At 59.9% G+C, this 14391-nt stretch carries 20 protein-coding genes; 2 read left to right on the top strand and 18 right to left on the bottom strand.

Translation table 11 applies throughout. From position 1 onward, the window contains the following. Positions 1-8: 8 nt before the first annotated feature. From AC1MEK_RS08775 to AC1MEK_RS08755, 5 genes are all read right to left on the bottom strand, one after another. On the bottom strand, positions 9-242 hold the full coding sequence (locus AC1MEK_RS08775) for a hypothetical protein (protein WP_480395866.1): 234 nt from the start codon (positions 240-242) through the stop codon (positions 9-11). Positions 243-306: 64 nt separating this feature from the next. Then, complete coding sequence (locus AC1MEK_RS08770; protein WP_480395865.1) at positions 307-681, bottom strand: hypothetical protein; 375 nt, start codon at positions 679-681, stop codon at positions 307-309. Continuing rightward, complete coding sequence (locus AC1MEK_RS08765) at positions 681-962, bottom strand: Ogr/Delta-like zinc finger protein (protein ID WP_480395864.1); 282 nt, start codon at positions 960-962, stop codon at positions 681-683. The genes AC1MEK_RS08770 and AC1MEK_RS08765 overlap by 1 nt, the downstream gene beginning before the upstream one ends. Before the next feature lie 64 nt (positions 963-1026). Then, a complete protein-coding gene (locus AC1MEK_RS08760) occupies positions 1027-1512 on the bottom strand; it encodes a YmfL family putative regulatory protein (protein ID WP_480395863.1) in 486 nt (161 codons plus the stop codon). A 29-nt stretch (positions 1513-1541) separates the two neighbouring features. Further along, on the bottom strand, positions 1542-1754 hold the full coding sequence (locus AC1MEK_RS08755) for a DNA-binding protein (RefSeq protein ID WP_480396064.1): 213 nt from the start codon (positions 1752-1754) through the stop codon (positions 1542-1544). Between the two features lie 86 nt (positions 1755-1840). On the opposite strand from AC1MEK_RS08755, the gene AC1MEK_RS08750 reads away from it, so the two are divergent. Both AC1MEK_RS08750 and AC1MEK_RS08745 read left to right on the top strand, forming a co-directional pair. After that, complete coding sequence (locus AC1MEK_RS08750) at positions 1841-2173, top strand: helix-turn-helix domain-containing protein (RefSeq protein ID WP_480395862.1); 333 nt, start codon at positions 1841-1843, stop codon at positions 2171-2173. 43 nt (positions 2174-2216) lie between these two features. Beyond that, positions 2217-2783, top strand: a complete 567-nt coding sequence (locus tag AC1MEK_RS08745; protein ID WP_480395861.1) for a hypothetical protein — start codon at positions 2217-2219, stop codon at positions 2781-2783. Positions 2784-3125: 342 nt separating this feature from the next. Here AC1MEK_RS08745 and AC1MEK_RS08740 read toward each other — a convergent pair whose 3' ends face one another. The 13 genes from AC1MEK_RS08740 to AC1MEK_RS08680 all read right to left on the bottom strand — a co-directional run bounded on the left by AC1MEK_RS08740 (position 3126) and on the right by AC1MEK_RS08680 (position 14354). Then, entirely contained in the window at positions 3126-4415 is a 1290-nt protein-coding gene (locus tag AC1MEK_RS08740; protein ID WP_480395860.1) for a phage late control D family protein, read from the bottom strand. Continuing rightward, entirely contained in the window at positions 4412-4852 is a 441-nt protein-coding gene (locus tag AC1MEK_RS08735) for a phage tail protein (RefSeq protein ID WP_480395859.1), read from the bottom strand. Before AC1MEK_RS08735 ends, AC1MEK_RS08740 begins: the two co-directional genes overlap by 4 nt. Positions 4853-4858: 6 nt before the next feature. Next, on the bottom strand, positions 4859-7540 hold the full coding sequence (locus AC1MEK_RS08730; RefSeq protein WP_480395858.1) for a phage tail tape measure protein: 2682 nt from the start codon (positions 7538-7540) through the stop codon (positions 4859-4861). Continuing rightward, positions 7533-7652 (bottom strand): GpE family phage tail protein, encoded by a 120-nt coding sequence (locus AC1MEK_RS08725; protein WP_480395857.1) that lies wholly within the window; start codon positions 7650-7652, stop codon positions 7533-7535. Before AC1MEK_RS08725 ends, AC1MEK_RS08730 begins: the two co-directional genes overlap by 8 nt. Before the next feature lie 8 nt (positions 7653-7660). Beyond that, entirely contained in the window at positions 7661-8008 is a 348-nt protein-coding gene (locus tag AC1MEK_RS08720) for a phage tail assembly protein (RefSeq protein ID WP_480395856.1), read from the bottom strand. A 54-nt stretch (positions 8009-8062) separates the two neighbouring features. Continuing rightward, complete coding sequence (locus AC1MEK_RS08715; protein WP_480395855.1) at positions 8063-8578, bottom strand: phage major tail tube protein; 516 nt, start codon at positions 8576-8578, stop codon at positions 8063-8065. 49 nt (positions 8579-8627) lie between these two features. Beyond that, positions 8628-9800, bottom strand: coding sequence for a phage tail sheath protein (locus tag AC1MEK_RS08710; RefSeq protein ID WP_480395854.1), 1173 nt, complete (start codon positions 9798-9800; stop codon positions 8628-8630). Between the two features lie 119 nt (positions 9801-9919). Next, positions 9920-10324: a phage tail assembly chaperone gene (locus AC1MEK_RS08705; protein WP_480395853.1), complete on the bottom strand. Its 405-nt coding sequence runs from the start codon at positions 10322-10324 to the stop codon at positions 9920-9922. Between the two features lie 2 nt (positions 10325-10326). Beyond that, positions 10327-11907, bottom strand: coding sequence for a phage tail protein (locus tag AC1MEK_RS08700; RefSeq protein ID WP_480395852.1), 1581 nt, complete (start codon positions 11905-11907; stop codon positions 10327-10329). Continuing rightward, the gene (locus AC1MEK_RS08695) at positions 11904-12515 is read right to left on the bottom strand and encodes a phage tail protein I (protein WP_480395851.1); all 612 of its coding nucleotides are present in this window, start codon (positions 12513-12515) and stop codon (positions 11904-11906) included. Before AC1MEK_RS08695 ends, AC1MEK_RS08700 begins: the two co-directional genes overlap by 4 nt. Further along, positions 12512-13426: a baseplate J/gp47 family protein gene (locus tag AC1MEK_RS08690; protein ID WP_480395850.1), complete on the bottom strand. Its 915-nt coding sequence runs from the start codon at positions 13424-13426 to the stop codon at positions 12512-12514. The genes AC1MEK_RS08695 and AC1MEK_RS08690 overlap by 4 nt, the downstream gene beginning before the upstream one ends. Beyond that, entirely contained in the window at positions 13423-13776 is a 354-nt protein-coding gene (locus tag AC1MEK_RS08685) for a GPW/gp25 family protein (RefSeq protein WP_480395849.1), read from the bottom strand. Before AC1MEK_RS08685 ends, AC1MEK_RS08690 begins: the two co-directional genes overlap by 4 nt. Continuing rightward, positions 13773-14354 carry a phage baseplate assembly protein V gene (locus tag AC1MEK_RS08680; RefSeq protein ID WP_480395848.1) on the bottom strand — a complete coding sequence of 194 codons (582 nt, stop codon included), beginning with the start codon at positions 14352-14354 and terminating at the stop codon, positions 13773-13775. Before AC1MEK_RS08680 ends, AC1MEK_RS08685 begins: the two co-directional genes overlap by 4 nt. Positions 14355-14391: the final 37 nt, after the last annotated feature.

Below are 14391 nucleotides of genomic sequence, written 5' to 3'. Positions count from 1 at the left end.
TTCCATCTTCACGCCTGCTGTCTGATGGCGACCTGTAGGGCGCCGAGAGTAGTTTTTTGAGCAGCCAGAGCCGGATAGGCGGTCAGAATTGCGCCGGTGCGCAGGCCATCAGGAATGAGGCGAAACTCGTCCGAGTACCAGTGCTCCTGGATGGCATGGCGCAGACGCTCACGCAGTTCCTGCTGCAGCGCCTGTGCGAGTGAAATGCTCAGATCCATTCGGATGGAAAGTGCTGTGTTCATGGCTGTTTCCCTGATTTCGGGCGCAATTTGCCCAAACCCATGCGATACGGGCGGCTCTATTCGGTCAGTTGGTCGGGGTGGTCTGTCGCTGACCGGGTGGATCGATCAGGTACTGGAAAATCAGTGAAACGGGGATGGCGAAGGATTTGCCACTACGAGGGTCGGAGAGCATGGCCACTGATTCGCTGCTGGCTGTCAGGTCCAGACGGCGCTGATCGCCGCACGTACGCAACTCCCCATACGCCAGCCCCACCAGTGTCTCGGCCAGGTACACCGGGACTTCCAAAGTCGCCTGCAGGTAGGTGACCGTGCGGGTGAACAGCATTTGGTCGTTGTGCAGATGTTCGGCCTGGTGGCGCTGCATGAAGCACAGCGCTGCACTCTGCATGGCTTCGCGATATTCGCGCTCGGGGTTCTGATGGCCAAGTTTGATTTTCATCAGGCTGTCTCCAAATCCAGTAGGTCCAGCTGCTGCTCGCCTTCTTTTTTCATGGCGTGCCTACGAATCGCGACTGGCGCGGCAGGTAGGCTTACCGAAGGATTGGGCATGCCCGATGGGCTCATTTCATGGGTCATTTCGAACTGTGCCCGGACCGACCAGCCACAGGCTTCGTTGGTGCATTGCAGATAGGCAATACGCAAAAAGATATGCGTGCCTTCACTGGTTCGGATGCGCATTCGCCCCTGGCAGTGTGGACATACCAGCTTGTAGGTGCTCACGTTTTCTCCCCGCCGCTAATCGCGGCCTTCGGCTAGTGCCGAGAATTGGAGGCGCTTCCTGCGCCTATTGCTGATCCTGGCTGCCCGAGTTTTCTCGGTGCAGAACGATCACCGCAGTGATCTCTTCATGTCTGGCTGCTACGTGTGCGTGGTGTGCCGCAAGAATTTCCTGAACCTCGCTGTCCTTAATAACGCCGTCCTCAAGTGCCTTCGCGATGATGGCGTCAACCAATCCCCGCTTTACGGCTGTATTGATAGACCGGGCGTACAAGTCGAGGTTGTCCAACTGACCTGCCTCCGCTACCGGAACAAACACGCCGCCGTACAAGCCGCAGATGTAGTCCGGAAGGTGGGTAGTTTGTGTTTCTGACTCCAAAAGCGAGATCTGCTCATCGGTCAACGGGCGGCTGCCTGCATTCTCATAAGCATGATTGTCGAACTTCTTGAGCGTCATACCGAGCCGAGGCGCTGCACAATCACGCCCACCGGGATAGGCGCAGATGACGGCGCTCACAACTTGACGGCGGGTTTCTAGAACAGTGCGTTTCATCTTCTGGTTTCTCGAACAAAGGTACGCCGTTAATTTGGTATTACGCCGTCTTTGATTCCCAACAAAACTGCTGCTCGGTGGGCTTCGCCTCGCAAGCATTTCTTCTGTCCGTTCAACACTGCGTAGACAGTGCTTGGATTGAGGTCATGTCGCTTGGCGAAATCAGCAGCAGACAACCCTTGCTCTACCAACTTATTACGAGCAAGCAGCAGCGCTTGCTCGGTGATAGCTGTGTTCGGCATAGTGCTCATTCGTGTGATTTCGTGTGGAATTGTGGCGATCATGGTCCAAATATTTGGACCTGTCAAGCATATGGGGTGCAATTTTGATGACCATTGGAGCTCGGCTTCGCGAAGAGCGTGGACGGCTGGGTATAAGCCAAACGGATCTGGCAACCGCTTGCGGCATTGCGAAAAACACACAGCTCAACTACGAGAAGGATGAACGCAGTCCGGATGCGGCATATCTGGTGTCAGCGCGCCAAGCGGGAGTCGATGCGCACTACGTGCTTTTCGGTGAGCGCATACATGAGTCTGTGGACAGCTTGTCAGGATTAGAAGCTGAGCTGTTGGAGTACTTCAGAGATCTGCCTGACTACGACAAAGAGTCTATTCGTCGCATGGCATTCGCAATGGCGACAGTTGCAAAAACTTCCGCCTAATTCCTGTTATCAAAAATTTATCTGCAAGAAGGAACTTGAACTAATGATGTCATCCATCAAGAAAAGTGTATGGACCGGTTTTCTGTTGTCGTTTTTATCAATTTCCGCCCACGCTCTGGAACCCCTGCATTACGCCAGCGTTCCCGCAATGGTCGAGGATCTCGGAGACTTTTCGGATGAAAACGGAACATTCAAGCTTGTCACGTCCAACCCCTTGCATGTGAAGTTCTCACCGCATGTAGTTCCAGGTGATCTTGCTGAAAATGTTCGCTATGAAGTGCAGCGTGCCGCCATTTATGGAGTGTACAGAACCTTCGTTCACACATCGGCAGATGCAGTGCGAGTGACCGCCAGCCCCCTTGAAATTGATTTGAAGAGCGGAAAGTCCAAAGCGCTGAATATGCCTACGGTGGATGTGACGGTTACTCGCGCGCAAGCTCTCGCCGCAGTAAACAAGATAATTCAGGCAGGGGATTTTGCTGACTTAGTGAGCCCTGAGCAGATGGGTGACATGCAGCTCGACAACTGGACGAAGGGATTTGAAACCCTTTACTACAAGCAGCCTGGTATCGACAAGCTGCTCAAAGAGCTGAAAGCAAAGCAGGGATAGGTACCTCTCCAGCACCGTTAGGGGCTAGCGAATCGTAACCCTCGTCAACGGATATGTATCCGATGCGACGAATTTCCGTTGGCTAAACGTTCCATTGTGGTTACTGTATGTTCATACAGTAGTGGAGCGTAGCAGACAATGGAACCGATTTGCGTCACCCCCGTAGCCGCGCCCGATGGGCTGGTAACCATGGAGCCGATTACCAAGTGGGAAAGAGAGCTGATCGTTGGCTACAGACGGCTTTCCTGTGACGACCAGCAACGTTTCCTGCTGGTGCTGGATGCTCTTGTTGCGGTAGCCCCGCGCAATCAAAGTGAATCCCGTGTGGGGTGAATTGAAGCCTCACGCTGTAGCTGCGGTGGACGCCGCAGCATTCTTCGCCTGCAGGCGCTTGTACTCACGCTCAACTGCCCGTTTCGCGGTCTTTTTGCTCTCGTACAGGTGAGTCAGCCGGCGGGGTTTGGTCTGGTCACCCTCGGTGATTGTCTGTTGCTTGCCCGTCTTAGATTCGCGGTACCAGGCAACGATGCCGGTGTAGTCGCGCTCATCCGTTGCCAGTTCTGCTACCTCGTCGCCGTCTGGCAGCTTTGATTCCAGATCGAGGCTGGTGGTGAACGATTCCGCCGAGAAGCTGTGCTTGATGTTGCCCCCCAACCAGATGATATCGGTGATTTCCTGTTTGAAGCCCGTCAGCGTGTACGTGAGTTCAGGTGACAGATCGGGGCGACCGCGCGCCAAGGTGTAGCTGAGCGTCGCGCTGCCGCGCTGCAGCCTATTCCACTCGGCCCGAGCTGCGACCAGCGCGCTTTGCTGGTCGGTGTAGGTGTGCCGTAAAACCTTGATGTTCTCGCCACCGCCGGAGACCGCCTCCTTCTTTTCGGCGCTGTTGACGTCGTAGTAGAACGCCCGAACGCCCGTGTAGCTGTCGCGGTCAGCCTGCAGGAAGCGGTGCTGATCGCCATCGCGGCGGGTCAATGTGACGTGAGGGAGGCTGAGGCCGCTGGCACTGGTCGCGTTGCCGATCGGCATGAAGAGCAGCTTGTCGGCCTTCACCGTTGCGATCGCATCATGCTCCTGGCCCAGTCGGGAAAGCAGGTTCGCATCGGACTCATTCGCTTGGTCGATGTGCACCACCTGGATGGCACTGAGCACGGCGCTCACCAGCGGGGCCAGACCATAGGCTGCAGCGATAACGTCAATCACCGTGCCGATCGTCTCATTGTGCCAGCTGCGCTCGCGTTTGATTTTGAGTCCGGCCCGTAGATCCACGCTGCGGGCGCGGATGCTCAGTTGATCGGGCGCGCCGCTGTGCTCGGTTTCGTCGACAGTGAACGTACCTTTGTCGACGAGTCCGGTGTCGCTCCAGCCCAGCCACAGGCGCAGCGTTGCTCCCCGGGGTGGAATGCTGAGTCGGCCATCGTGATCGGACAGGTTGACGTCCAGTTGGTCTGCTTCAAGCCCTCGATTGTCGGTCAGGTCGATGCCGATCAGGCGCTGCTCGATCGCAGTTGTGATGTCGCGGCCGTCCACGAGTAGCCGACAGATCGGGCGCGGATAGGCCTGCGCCTCGCGCATCGAATCTTTGGCGCTTTTGACATACGCGTCGAACTGGCTCAGTGCTTCGTCAATCACAGGATCTGCCTCAGAATGTTGCCCGCAGTGCTGACGCCAGCGCCGAGCAGATCTACGCGGCCATCGTCAATGCGCTTGAGCGCGATGGTGAATTCGATCCGGCGCGCCGCACCATCGGGGAAGAACAAGGTTCGGGTTTCGTTCAGGCTTTCGATGACCCAGATCCCAAGGATTCGCCCGGTGCCCTCAATGAGCGGCCAGGCCTTCCCGGTGTCCGCCATGGCCCGCAGCGTGTCGAGGCTTAACGGCGTTCCGGCGAGGGCGGGCAACAGCAGACCAGGCAGGGAGATTGAGTCGTCCCCCCTCCCAAGAAACTGCCGTGCCGGGTTGGTGCCAATGCGTGAGGTTGACCCGTGCCGCCATTCGGTCTGCCGCTGCAGCTCCTGGTACGCGAGCGTTTCGAGGCTGAAAATGAACATGCCCAAAGACATCATCATGTCCGATTACTCCTGGTCATACAGGGCGCTGCGCCCTTTGGCCCGCTTCGCGTTCTGGCGCCTGTCCAGCTCGGCGGATACGGCGCGGGCAATGGCCGCAGGATCCATACCCGAGGCCGGGTGAATGTTGATGACGATCGAATCTGGCGCGACCTGCGCCGCCGCAGGGGCAGCCATGGCAGCGATCGGGGGACGGTTGTCCACAGCGATCGCACTTTGCGCGCCAGTTACACCGATCGCCATCGCTCCCGCTTGCGCCAGGCGTTTGCCCATCCCCAGAACCGAGTCGAGCATCCCATCGCCCGGGTTGATGGCTTCACCGGCCTTGGTCATGAGCCCCCCGACTGCCTTGATCGCGTCGAGCGGCCCGCCTTGGGCGCCTGTCACACCTTGCGCGAGACCTGCCATGGTGAAACCGCCCAGCTCGGCAAACACCCGTGAAGGGCTGTGAATGCCCAACTTTTCCTTGAACCAGCCGATGGTGTTTGTGCCAGCGTCAGAGATTGCTGTTTTTACTGAACCCATGGCATTCGTGATGCCGTTGACCAGGCCAGAGATGATCATTCCGCCGAACTCCGTAAAACGGGTCGGCAGGTCCACGCCCAGGTAACTCATCACCGCAGCGAACGCCTGGTAGATCAGCCCGATTGGGCTGAAGTTGGCCAGCGTCTGCAGAATTCCGGAGATTCCGCCGCTGAACCCCTGCTTGATCTCCGTCCAGGCGTTGACGAAGTACGTCTTCACCTGGTCCCAGTTCGCATAGATCAGGTACGCAGCGGCCGCGATCGCAGTGATCGCCAGCCCGATTGGGTTGGTGAGCAGCAGGCGACCCATCCACAGGAAGGCTTGCCCGACGAAGGGCAGCACCTTCGAGCCTAGGTTGAACAGCATCCCGATCAGGGATGGAAGACGAATGCCGATCAGCGACAACCCATAGCGCACTGCGAGGAACGGCCCGAGTGTGGTGGCCAGAGCGAGCGCAACGGTGCTGAAGCCGATCGCCATTGCTGAAATACCGGCGCCGACCTTGAGAATTCCCAGTACGAGACCCGGGTTAGCGTTGGCCCAAGCGTTGACTTTCTCCAGCACGCCGTTGAAGCCGTTCATCAGTTCGACCAGGGCCGGCCGCAGCGTGGCACCCATCGCGCTACTGAGATTGAACATGCGGTTCTGGGACATCTGCCAACGGGCGGAGAGCTGGTCGCCCTTGATGTCGCCTTCACGTTGCATGGAGCCTTCGCGTTTTTTGGCAATTTCCGGGTTGGTGCTGTTCACCAGTTCGAGCTGGTGCCGGTATTCCTCCATGTTCGATGCAAGCTTGGCCGCGTCGTCGCCGTATTCCTTGCCGAACAGTTCGGTCATTACGCCGAGCTGTTTGTTCTTCGGCAGTTTGTTCACGGCATCCATGACTTTCTGAATGGTGCCCGTGGCGTCTTTGGTCATGCCGTCCTGCACGGCCTTCGCTTCGAGGCCGATCGCTTTCAGGCCGTTCACGAACCGTTTGGGCTGCTGGGTGGCGATGGCCAGCTCTCGGATCATGGCGTTGGTAGCCGTGGCTGCGATCTCGGACGACGCGCCGAGCGTCAGGAACGTCGAGCCGAGCGCCGCTGCGTCCTTGAACGACATGCCGACCGACGCAGTAATACCGGCGGTGCGCTGCAGGACATCGATGATATCGGAGCCCTTGGACATCGCGTTGTCATCGAGATAGTTGATTGCATCGCCGAGCTGGCTGACGTTCTTGATCGGCAGCTTGTAAAGTTCGGCGATGCGCGCCAGGTTCTCGCCGACTTGCTCTGCTGGCAGATCGAATGCGGTCGCAGCCGTTGCGGCCACGCGGGCGAACTCAAGCAGATCATCTTTTCCCTGAACACCCATTCGCGCACCACCCTCAACCAGAGCGGCAATATCGGTGGTGGCCATGGGGATGGTTTCGGACATCTTTTTGATGGCCGCGCCCATGTCGTAATAGGTCTGGGTCAACTTGCCATTGCTGTCCCGGGCACCGTCGACCTGTTTGGCCACGCCCGCCATGGCGTCTTCAAAGCTGGCGTAGTTCTTCACCATGCCCAGAATAGGCATGCCCGCAGCCGCACCAACCGCACCAGCGCTCGCACCAGCGACGGCGGCGTTGCCCGCAAACTCTTTGCCTCTCGAATAACTCTTCTGCGCGCGAGAGACGCGTTCCTGTTGTTTCGCCAGCGCTGAGAGGCGGTCTTTCTGTGCCTGAATCGCTATGCTGGCCGCCTCGATCTCAGATTTCAGCCGGCTTTCTGAGCTGCCAAGGTTCCGGGTGTCGACACCGGCGGATTTCATGGTAGTGATCAGCCGTTGCATCTCTGATCGCTGCGCAGTGTGCTTGGTCGTGAGCCGTTCGACCGTGTTGCTCGCGTTGACGAAGGACTTTTGGAATGCCGCTGTGGGTGCTTCCATGCTCTGCAGCTGCTCTCGCAGGCCGCGCAGCCGGTTCTGAGCCTTGGCCAATTCCTCAGACGATTGGCGCACAGCATCCTTCTGCCGGACGTAGCTGGAAATGTCGGACTGCTGGGTGTTCAGCTCTTTCAGTCGATCGCGCGCATCCTTCAGCGCGCGGGACGTCGATTTACCACCTGCAGCGATCTCTTTGAGGGGGGCGGTCACTTTGTCGATCGCCGACAACAGCAACTCTAGCCGTAGCTTGTCACTCATCTTTTGCCCCACTTCTCACACGGGCGCGCTCGCGCCATTCCATCAGCTCAGCCAGGGGCAGCGGATCCATTGCCGCCGGCCCCCAGTGGAAAATCACGGCGATGTCCGCCATGGCGTCATCTACGCAACGAGGGATGCTTCCGCCCTCGCCGACTTCCGAAGCAAAAAACTTGCGACCTCGGTTGCCATCTGCATCAAGTCAGCCGGATCCATCATGCCGATTTCATGATCGGTCAGGGTCGGCGTGGTGATCCTGGGTAGTACCTTGCGCAATGCCAGGACATCCATCTGCAACAGATCACTCAACGACACACCGCGCAGCTCGCCGGATGCGGGCTTGCGCAGGGTGACTTCGGTGATTTCGCCAGAGCCGCGAACGATCGGAGTGTCCAGGGTGATGACTGGACGGTTCGGATTTTTTTCGGTCGGGGTGCTGGAAGCTTCGGTGCTGGTTTCGGGGGTGGTCATGTTGGTGCCCTTTGGTAAGAGGAGGGCCGGCAGCGCCGGCGGGAGTGCCTGGAATTACAGACCGATCGCCTTGCGGTGCTCGGCCAGCATGTCTTTGCCGTTGACGTTGAAAACGAAGTTGAGCAGGTCGATCTCGACCTCTGCGTTTCCGTCGATAGAAAGCTTGTAGTAGCTGCAGGTGGTGGTGAACTTGTGTTCGGTGTCTTCACCGGATTCAGCGTCACCCATGTCGATTTCCTCATGCCGACCGCGCACGACGACTTCCACAGCGGAAACCTCGCCGGTATCGTCACGTTGAATCGCCCCTGCCCAGCGCAGCATGACGCCGCTTGCAGACACAGCGCCGTACTGACGCAGCGCTGTCAGGTCCCAACCGCCCAGCGTCCATTCCAGCTGGATACCGTCGTCGCCATGGCCCAGATCGACCTTCACGCCGCCATCCATGCCGCCGCCCCGAAAGGACTCCAGCTTGCGCGCCAGCTTGGGCAGCGTGACGCTTTTGCACTGGCCGACGTAGCTGACACCGTCGTTGAACAGGGTCATGTTCTTTAGCTTCTTGGGTAGAGCCATTTGGGCGCTCTCCTGCGGGCGCGGCTATGGCCGCGCGGATGAATGAATGTCAGCCGTTGACGCGGCTGGCGAAGTCGACCAGGTAGCGATCGGTGATGCGCTGGCGTAGCAGCAGGTTTTCCAGTGGTGGCACTGGCGTGTAGTCGTAGTCCAGGTACAACTTGCCTGCCTTGAGCGTGTCCTTGTCGTTGGCGGCCTCGTCGTACCAGCACTCGCCGCCGATCAGATAACCGAGGCGCACCATTTCGCGGAACTTGGCGTTGATGCCTTCGACGATGTCGCGGACCAGGCTGGCGTGCATTGGCGCGTCGACCGCCCAGAACTGCCCGTCAGCCATCGTGTCAGCCAGCACCTGGGCGGTTCGGGTGTAGTTCTCGAATGCAAACAGCGGATCGGCGCTGCAGGTGCGGGAGCCCCAGAACCGGAAGCCTTCACGGCGGATCAACGTAGTGACGTCTGCGGCGTTGAGCAGGCCTGCATCGGTCGCGGGGTCCTGCAGGTCCCAGTAGACATCGCGGCTCAGGCCAGTGACGCCGTTGACCGGAACGTTCGACAGGGTCTTGTGCCATCCCACCTGTTCATCGATCTTCGCCCGCATGCCCAGCGCACGAGCAATGGCAGTGGCCGGGGCGTCGGCGTTCAGGGTGGTGTCCCAGTTCACGAAGTCCGGCCAGATGGTCATCAGCTCGCGGGCACCGAAGTTTTCGCGATAGGCGATGACCTCTGAGACCGTCTCACAGTCCCAGGCATTGGCGTAGGCGAAGCCGCGAAGCTTCTGCGCGGTGATGATCAGCTCGTTGGCTACCGCGAGCGAGTCCAGCCCTGGCACACCGAGGATCCGGGGCTTTACGCCAAGCTGGGCTTCGGCCGCGAGCAGGGCTTTCATGCCGGTGTACTGGCCGTTAGCAGATACTCCGCCGATCACATTGCTGGTGGTGGCTGCTGAGTCAGCACCCTCGGGGACCCGAACGACAACAGTTACAGGGCTTGCCTGGTCGGCAATCGCGTCGAGACTTTTTGCCAGGGTGCCGCTCTCACCGGCCTTACCGCTGGCGGTCAGAACGTCGGTCAGCAGAACCGGGCGGTTTAGAGGAAACGTCGCGGCGTCAGCATCCTCGGCGGTGCAGACCATGCCGATGATGGCGGTAGCGACGGTGCGAATAGGGCGGGTGCCTTCGTTGATTTCGACAACTCGGACGCCGTGGTGATAATCGGTTGGCATGGGAGATCCTGCGCGTGGGTGGCAATGAAGCGCAGAGTGACGCGCGCGCGAAGTGCGTGCGAGTAACGGGCTCTGTATGCGAGCCCATTACAGGTGCGGTGGCATTTGAGTGGGAGAATTCAGGCTTTGAGCTGATCGGCTAACCAGTCAGGTGGTACCGGCCGCTCCGCACTGTCAGGAAAGGCGGGATTTTCCGGCCAGTCCCGGAGCTGCTTGCGATACAGGAGGAGCTCCGAGTACTGCGCATCAGTTAGGGTCGTCGCCTCGCCAATCTCCTGTTCGTCACGATGACGATTCACCAGCCATTCATTTGCGGCCAGCTCGCCGTCACGCCAGAAGCGTTCGTTCGTAGCCAGATCCTCGCCAGTGTCTCCGGTTGCCGCGGAGAATGCTCCATCGGCAAATAGCCAACCAAGCGCAACGTCCTCGGAACAGGCCTTCCAGATCCATGACGGGTGATACCGCCCTTCGGGGTCGACGTCTGTAAGCTCGGCCACTACGTCGTTTTCAATACGTGCCCACATAATCAATACCTGAGAGTTACAGAACCAGCAATTCCGGCCCCGGAGAGGCCGCCGTTATCCATCCGACCACCGCCCCCAGCCCCCGGCGCTTGGCCCGGCCTGAGAGGCGACTGGCCTACGCTGCTACCGTCGACTACCGCGCCGGCACCGCCCGCCCCACCGCCGCTACCGGGGAAACCCCACGTCGTTGCGGACGGTCGGCCGCCGCTCTGACCGTCACCAAGACCGTAGTTCAGCTCGCCGCCCGTACCAGTGCCGCTCTTGCCACCGCCGCCGCTGGAATCCCCACCGCCGCCACCGGTTGCAGACATGAGTGTGCCAAACGATGAGCTGGAGCCTGCCAACCCAGGGCTACCGCTGACGGAATAGGACACCCCCAAACCGCCAGCACCGACGGTGACGGTAATGGTGCTGCCCGGCACGAGGTCCACCATTCCTTCGGCAACGCCTCCACCGCCACCCCCGGAGCCGAACAACTGGCTGTTACGGCCGCTACCACCACCGCCCTTAACAACGACGTAGCCTTTGGTCACACCTGCAGGTACGACCCATTGATACACTCCGGGCACTGTCCACGAGATTGCGCCCCGAAATGGCAAATTTGAAAGCAGGGCGTAGTTCGCCAGCGCTGCAGCAATTTCTGTCTTGGTGAAGACATCGGTGATGCCGTAGGCGGCCAGCGTCGTCGGGTTTGTACCGCCAATCACGCGCCCGAACTTGTCAACGGTGACGCTGCGGTACGTCCCGGCAGTGACGCCGCTGCGTCCAATTGGCGATTCAAAGGTCAGGTCTGTTGTGCCCAAGACAATTGGAGCATCGGTGACGAGCTGGAAGACGCTGTCGCCGTACTTGTCACCCTTTTCCACATGCACGAACAGGCCCGGCGTCACCTCCAGGCTCGTATCGGCGTCTGCAGATCGTGACCAAGCATTGGTCGACATCAGGTAGATGCCGTTTTCTTTGGCGAGAGCCTGGTTCCAGACCAGCACGCGAGCACCCTCCGCTCCAGGCACGCCATCGAGCGTCTGCAGGCCGTTTAGCACAATCGGGACGGTGGTGGCCGCTACCACCGAGAACTTGAAGTCCAGCTTGTTCATCTCTTCGACAATGCGCTGATCGACATAAGCGCGGGTCGCCAGCACCACGGACGGGTCAATCTTCAACTCGACGTTGCCCGAATTGTTGACCTGCATGTTGAGGCGTACCACTTGTGTGCGGCCAGAGCCCTGAGCAAGCAAGGGCTTGAACGATGGTGCGCAGTTGGCGACCGCAACCAAGTCGCCGTCGGTGTCGTAGAGGCCGATTTCGCGAATCCATTTGCCGCCGACGTCTGCAGGAATAACCTGCTCTGCGATGATGATCGCTGCGTTTGTCGGGTCGACCTTCAGCGAGTTCAGCGGAGCACGTCGCCACTCGTTAATGAGTTTGGTCTGCGTGGCGTTCGGGACCGGGTCGGTATCATTGGCGTCACCAACGCCCATCTGGGCGATCTTCCACGGTACGCCGAGGGCATCGGCGTTCGCTTGCTTGGCCAGACCGACATTGGTCAGGATCGCAAAGAACTGCGAGTTTTGATTGATCATACGTACACATCCAGAGTGTCGATTGAGATTTCTCGGCCGGCCATGTCGATACCGCCCGTGACCTCGATGTCACGCGGCGCAGGCGGATAAACGTCGATTTCGTCGCCGTCGTAGAGGGATGCGGCCACGGTCACCGCCCCGGTTGTCTCCAGGCTGATGGCCAAGCCGGTCAGTTGGCGGGTCAGCGGCTTGGCGTCATCAATGAGCCACGTCAGCTCCTGGTACATCTCGTCCGTGATTCCGGTGTCCAGAACGCCGACTTTCAAAGCGAAAGTGCCCGGCACGCCTTCTGGTACGGTCTGCCACCACTCGACGACTTCAATCAGATAGCCAAGCGGCTCCACCACGCGGCGCAAAGCGCCGATCGTTCCCTTGCGTGAATGGATGAAGTAGGAGGACTTGATGACCTGGCGTTTCACGCTCTCCGGCCAATTGCTGTCCCAGCGGTCGACGGAGAAGGACCATGCCAGGTAGGGAAGCAGGTTGACCGGGCACTTGTCCGGGTTCATCAGGTCCCGGATCGGCACCGGCACGCGCTCGATCTGCGCCAGCGCGTCAGCGGCAAGCCGCTCCAACTGCTTGGAGTTCGGTGGGAGCTGTGCTGTCACGGTTGCGCTCCGATGGCCACGGTGTAGCCAGTGCAGAACGCTGCCTGTGCGACTGTGGGGGACAGATCGACCCATCCGTCCAGGACGACTTTGCGCACGCCTTCAACATGCAGGGCGGCATGGATTGCCGATTCAGAAATCTCAACCCCGAGGCGGCGCCGCTGATTGACGTACGCGGCGAGCTTGGCTTCGGAAGCCGCCCGGATCGGCTCGGCTTCGGGGCCGCTGGTGGCGAGATACAGCGTGGCGTTGACGCTGTAGTTCAGGATCTCCGCCGATTGAACCGTCAGGCGATCCGCGACCGGGCGCCTGTCATCGTCGCTCAGGTACTTGGCAACGATATCCAGCACTGCCTGATCTACAGCCCCGTCACCTAAGAGCGACTGCACGGTGACCACTGCAACGGCCGGTGATGGGCTTTCCGCCGAAGCATCGGCGATGCGCCCGTCCGAGCTGCGCGCATGCAGGATATAGCTGTTGCGTGGCCCCGCTGTAGAGAGCCCCTCCCATGCCATCTGGGCGCGCTCGCGCAGGCTGTCATCAGATTCCATCACTGCCTGGACGGGAGGCACGGCAGTGTTGTCGGCGGGGGTCACCACCAGGCGCTCTACGTTTACGTTGGCGGCCAGCTGCTCCAGGTCTTTGCCTTTAGCCGATTTCAGCATGTTGGCCAGCGAGGCTTCATTCACCCGCTGGCGCAGCAGCATTTCCCGGTAAGCGTTCTCCTGCAGCAGTTTGGTGAGCGGTTCCGACTCGATCGCGAGCGTCGCTGCGACCTCGGCCTGCTTGTCGGCGGGCCAGAGGCTGACAGCGTAGGCCTTTCGCTCGGCGAGGATCTGCTCGTAGTCGATTTGCTCAACGACGTCCGGATCCGGCAACTGCGAGAGGTCGATAGGCGTGAAAGTGGTCATGCTGTGGCCCCGAGGCTGAGTGGTACCCGAAGGCTGAGCGGCTCATTGGTGTCCACCACGCTGCCTTCGATATCGAGAATCGCCTGTCCGGCGACGTCACCCAGCGACAGCTGGACGCGGCTCAAGCGGATTCGTGTTTCCCAGCGCATCAATGCGATGGTGATCGCGGCGTAGGCCTGCAAGCGGGTTGCGTTGTTGAGCGGCCAGTCGATCAGATCAGCGATCTGGCAGCCGTATTCGCGGCGCATGACCCGGGTTCCAATAGGCGTGGTGCAGATGTCTTCGATGGACTGCACCAGGTGGCTGTAGCCCGAAATCTCACCCCCGGTGTTGCGGTTCATGCCAATCATGGGACTGGCCCGTCCGAAATCTGCCCGCCGCGCAGGACGCCGGAGGTGCGGTGGTTAATCAAGCTGATCTCTTGAGGCCCGGCGATAACATCCTTTGTCGAGGTCACGAGGCCATCGACGACAAGGTCGCCAGTGATGTGCGTACCGCCTGGCGTCACCAGAATGACCTTGCCGCCGTCTGGCAGCGTCGCGCTCAGGGTGTGGGTTTCGGTGTCGTAGTCGATCACAGCACCGTCGCGGTATCGGCGGCGACGGCGGGTTGGCTGGTTATCCGGCGCTGGAAACCGGTCGCTGTACAGACCGAAGATCACGAATCCGTGGGCCGGATTGCCGGACGGCGACAGCACCAGGCACTGTTCGCCCTCGCTGGGCGGATCCCAGTCACTGTCCTCGCCGGCACGCAGGGCGAAAAATGGCAGCCAATCGGTAGTCAGTCCGCCGGTACTGACGCGGCAACGTGGCTTCGCCGGATCCAGCTCGGCGATGGTGCCAGCGCGGATCAGGTTTTCAAGGCGACGAGTCAGATCGATGAGAGAGTCCATGCCGCCGATGTTGCAGGTCGCGCGTGCGAGCTGCATCGGCGGGAGGCTGTAGCGAAGGTGTGTACAGAGGGCG

Source organism: Pseudomonas sp. 2 (genome assembly GCF_056627435.1).
Note: the sequence above shows the minus strand (reverse complement) of the source record. Positions and strands in the feature narration are given on the sequence as shown.

Bases quoted from the DNA above. Each gene is read 5' to 3' on its own strand.
- AC1MEK_RS08775 (WP_480395866.1), bottom strand. From the start codon at position 242: ATGAACACAGCACTTTCCATCCGAATGGATCTGAGCATTTCACTCGCA.
- AC1MEK_RS08770 (WP_480395865.1), bottom strand. From the start codon at position 681: ATGAAAATCAAACTTGGCCATCAGAACCCCGAGCGCGAATATCGCGAA.
- AC1MEK_RS08760 (WP_480395863.1), bottom strand. From the start codon at position 1,512: ATGAAACGCACTGTTCTAGAAACCCGCCGTCAAGTTGTGAGCGCCGTC.
- AC1MEK_RS08755 (WP_480396064.1), bottom strand. From the start codon at position 1,754: ATGCCGAACACAGCTATCACCGAGCAAGCGCTGCTGCTTGCTCGTAAT.
- AC1MEK_RS08750 (WP_480395862.1), top strand. From the start codon at position 1,841: ATGACCATTGGAGCTCGGCTTCGCGAAGAGCGTGGACGGCTGGGTATA.
- AC1MEK_RS08745 (WP_480395861.1), top strand. From the start codon at position 2,217: ATGATGTCATCCATCAAGAAAAGTGTATGGACCGGTTTTCTGTTGTCG.
- AC1MEK_RS08735 (WP_480395859.1), bottom strand. From the start codon at position 4,852: ATGATGATGTCTTTGGGCATGTTCATTTTCAGCCTCGAAACGCTCGCG.
- AC1MEK_RS08730 (WP_480395858.1), bottom strand. From the start codon at position 7,540: ATGAGTGACAAGCTACGGCTAGAGTTGCTGTTGTCGGCGATCGACAAA.
- AC1MEK_RS08725 (WP_480395857.1), bottom strand. From the start codon at position 7,652: ATGGCGGACATCGCCGTGATTTTCCACTGGGGGCCGGCGGCAATGGAT.
- AC1MEK_RS08720 (WP_480395856.1), bottom strand. From the start codon at position 8,008: ATGACCACCCCCGAAACCAGCACCGAAGCTTCCAGCACCCCGACCGAA.
- AC1MEK_RS08715 (WP_480395855.1), bottom strand. From the start codon at position 8,578: ATGGCTCTACCCAAGAAGCTAAAGAACATGACCCTGTTCAACGACGGT.
- AC1MEK_RS08710 (WP_480395854.1), bottom strand. From the start codon at position 9,800: ATGCCAACCGATTATCACCACGGCGTCCGAGTTGTCGAAATCAACGAA.
- AC1MEK_RS08705 (WP_480395853.1), bottom strand. From the start codon at position 10,324: ATGTGGGCACGTATTGAAAACGACGTAGTGGCCGAGCTTACAGACGTC.
- AC1MEK_RS08700 (WP_480395852.1), bottom strand. From the start codon at position 11,907: ATGATCAATCAAAACTCGCAGTTCTTTGCGATCCTGACCAATGTCGGT.
- AC1MEK_RS08690 (WP_480395850.1), bottom strand. From the start codon at position 13,426: ATGACCACTTTCACGCCTATCGACCTCTCGCAGTTGCCGGATCCGGAC.
- AC1MEK_RS08685 (WP_480395849.1), bottom strand. From the start codon at position 13,776: ATGATTGGCATGAACCGCAACACCGGGGGTGAGATTTCGGGCTACAGC.
- AC1MEK_RS08680 (WP_480395848.1), bottom strand. From the start codon at position 14,354: ATGCAGCTCGCACGCGCGACCTGCAACATCGGCGGCATGGACTCTCTC.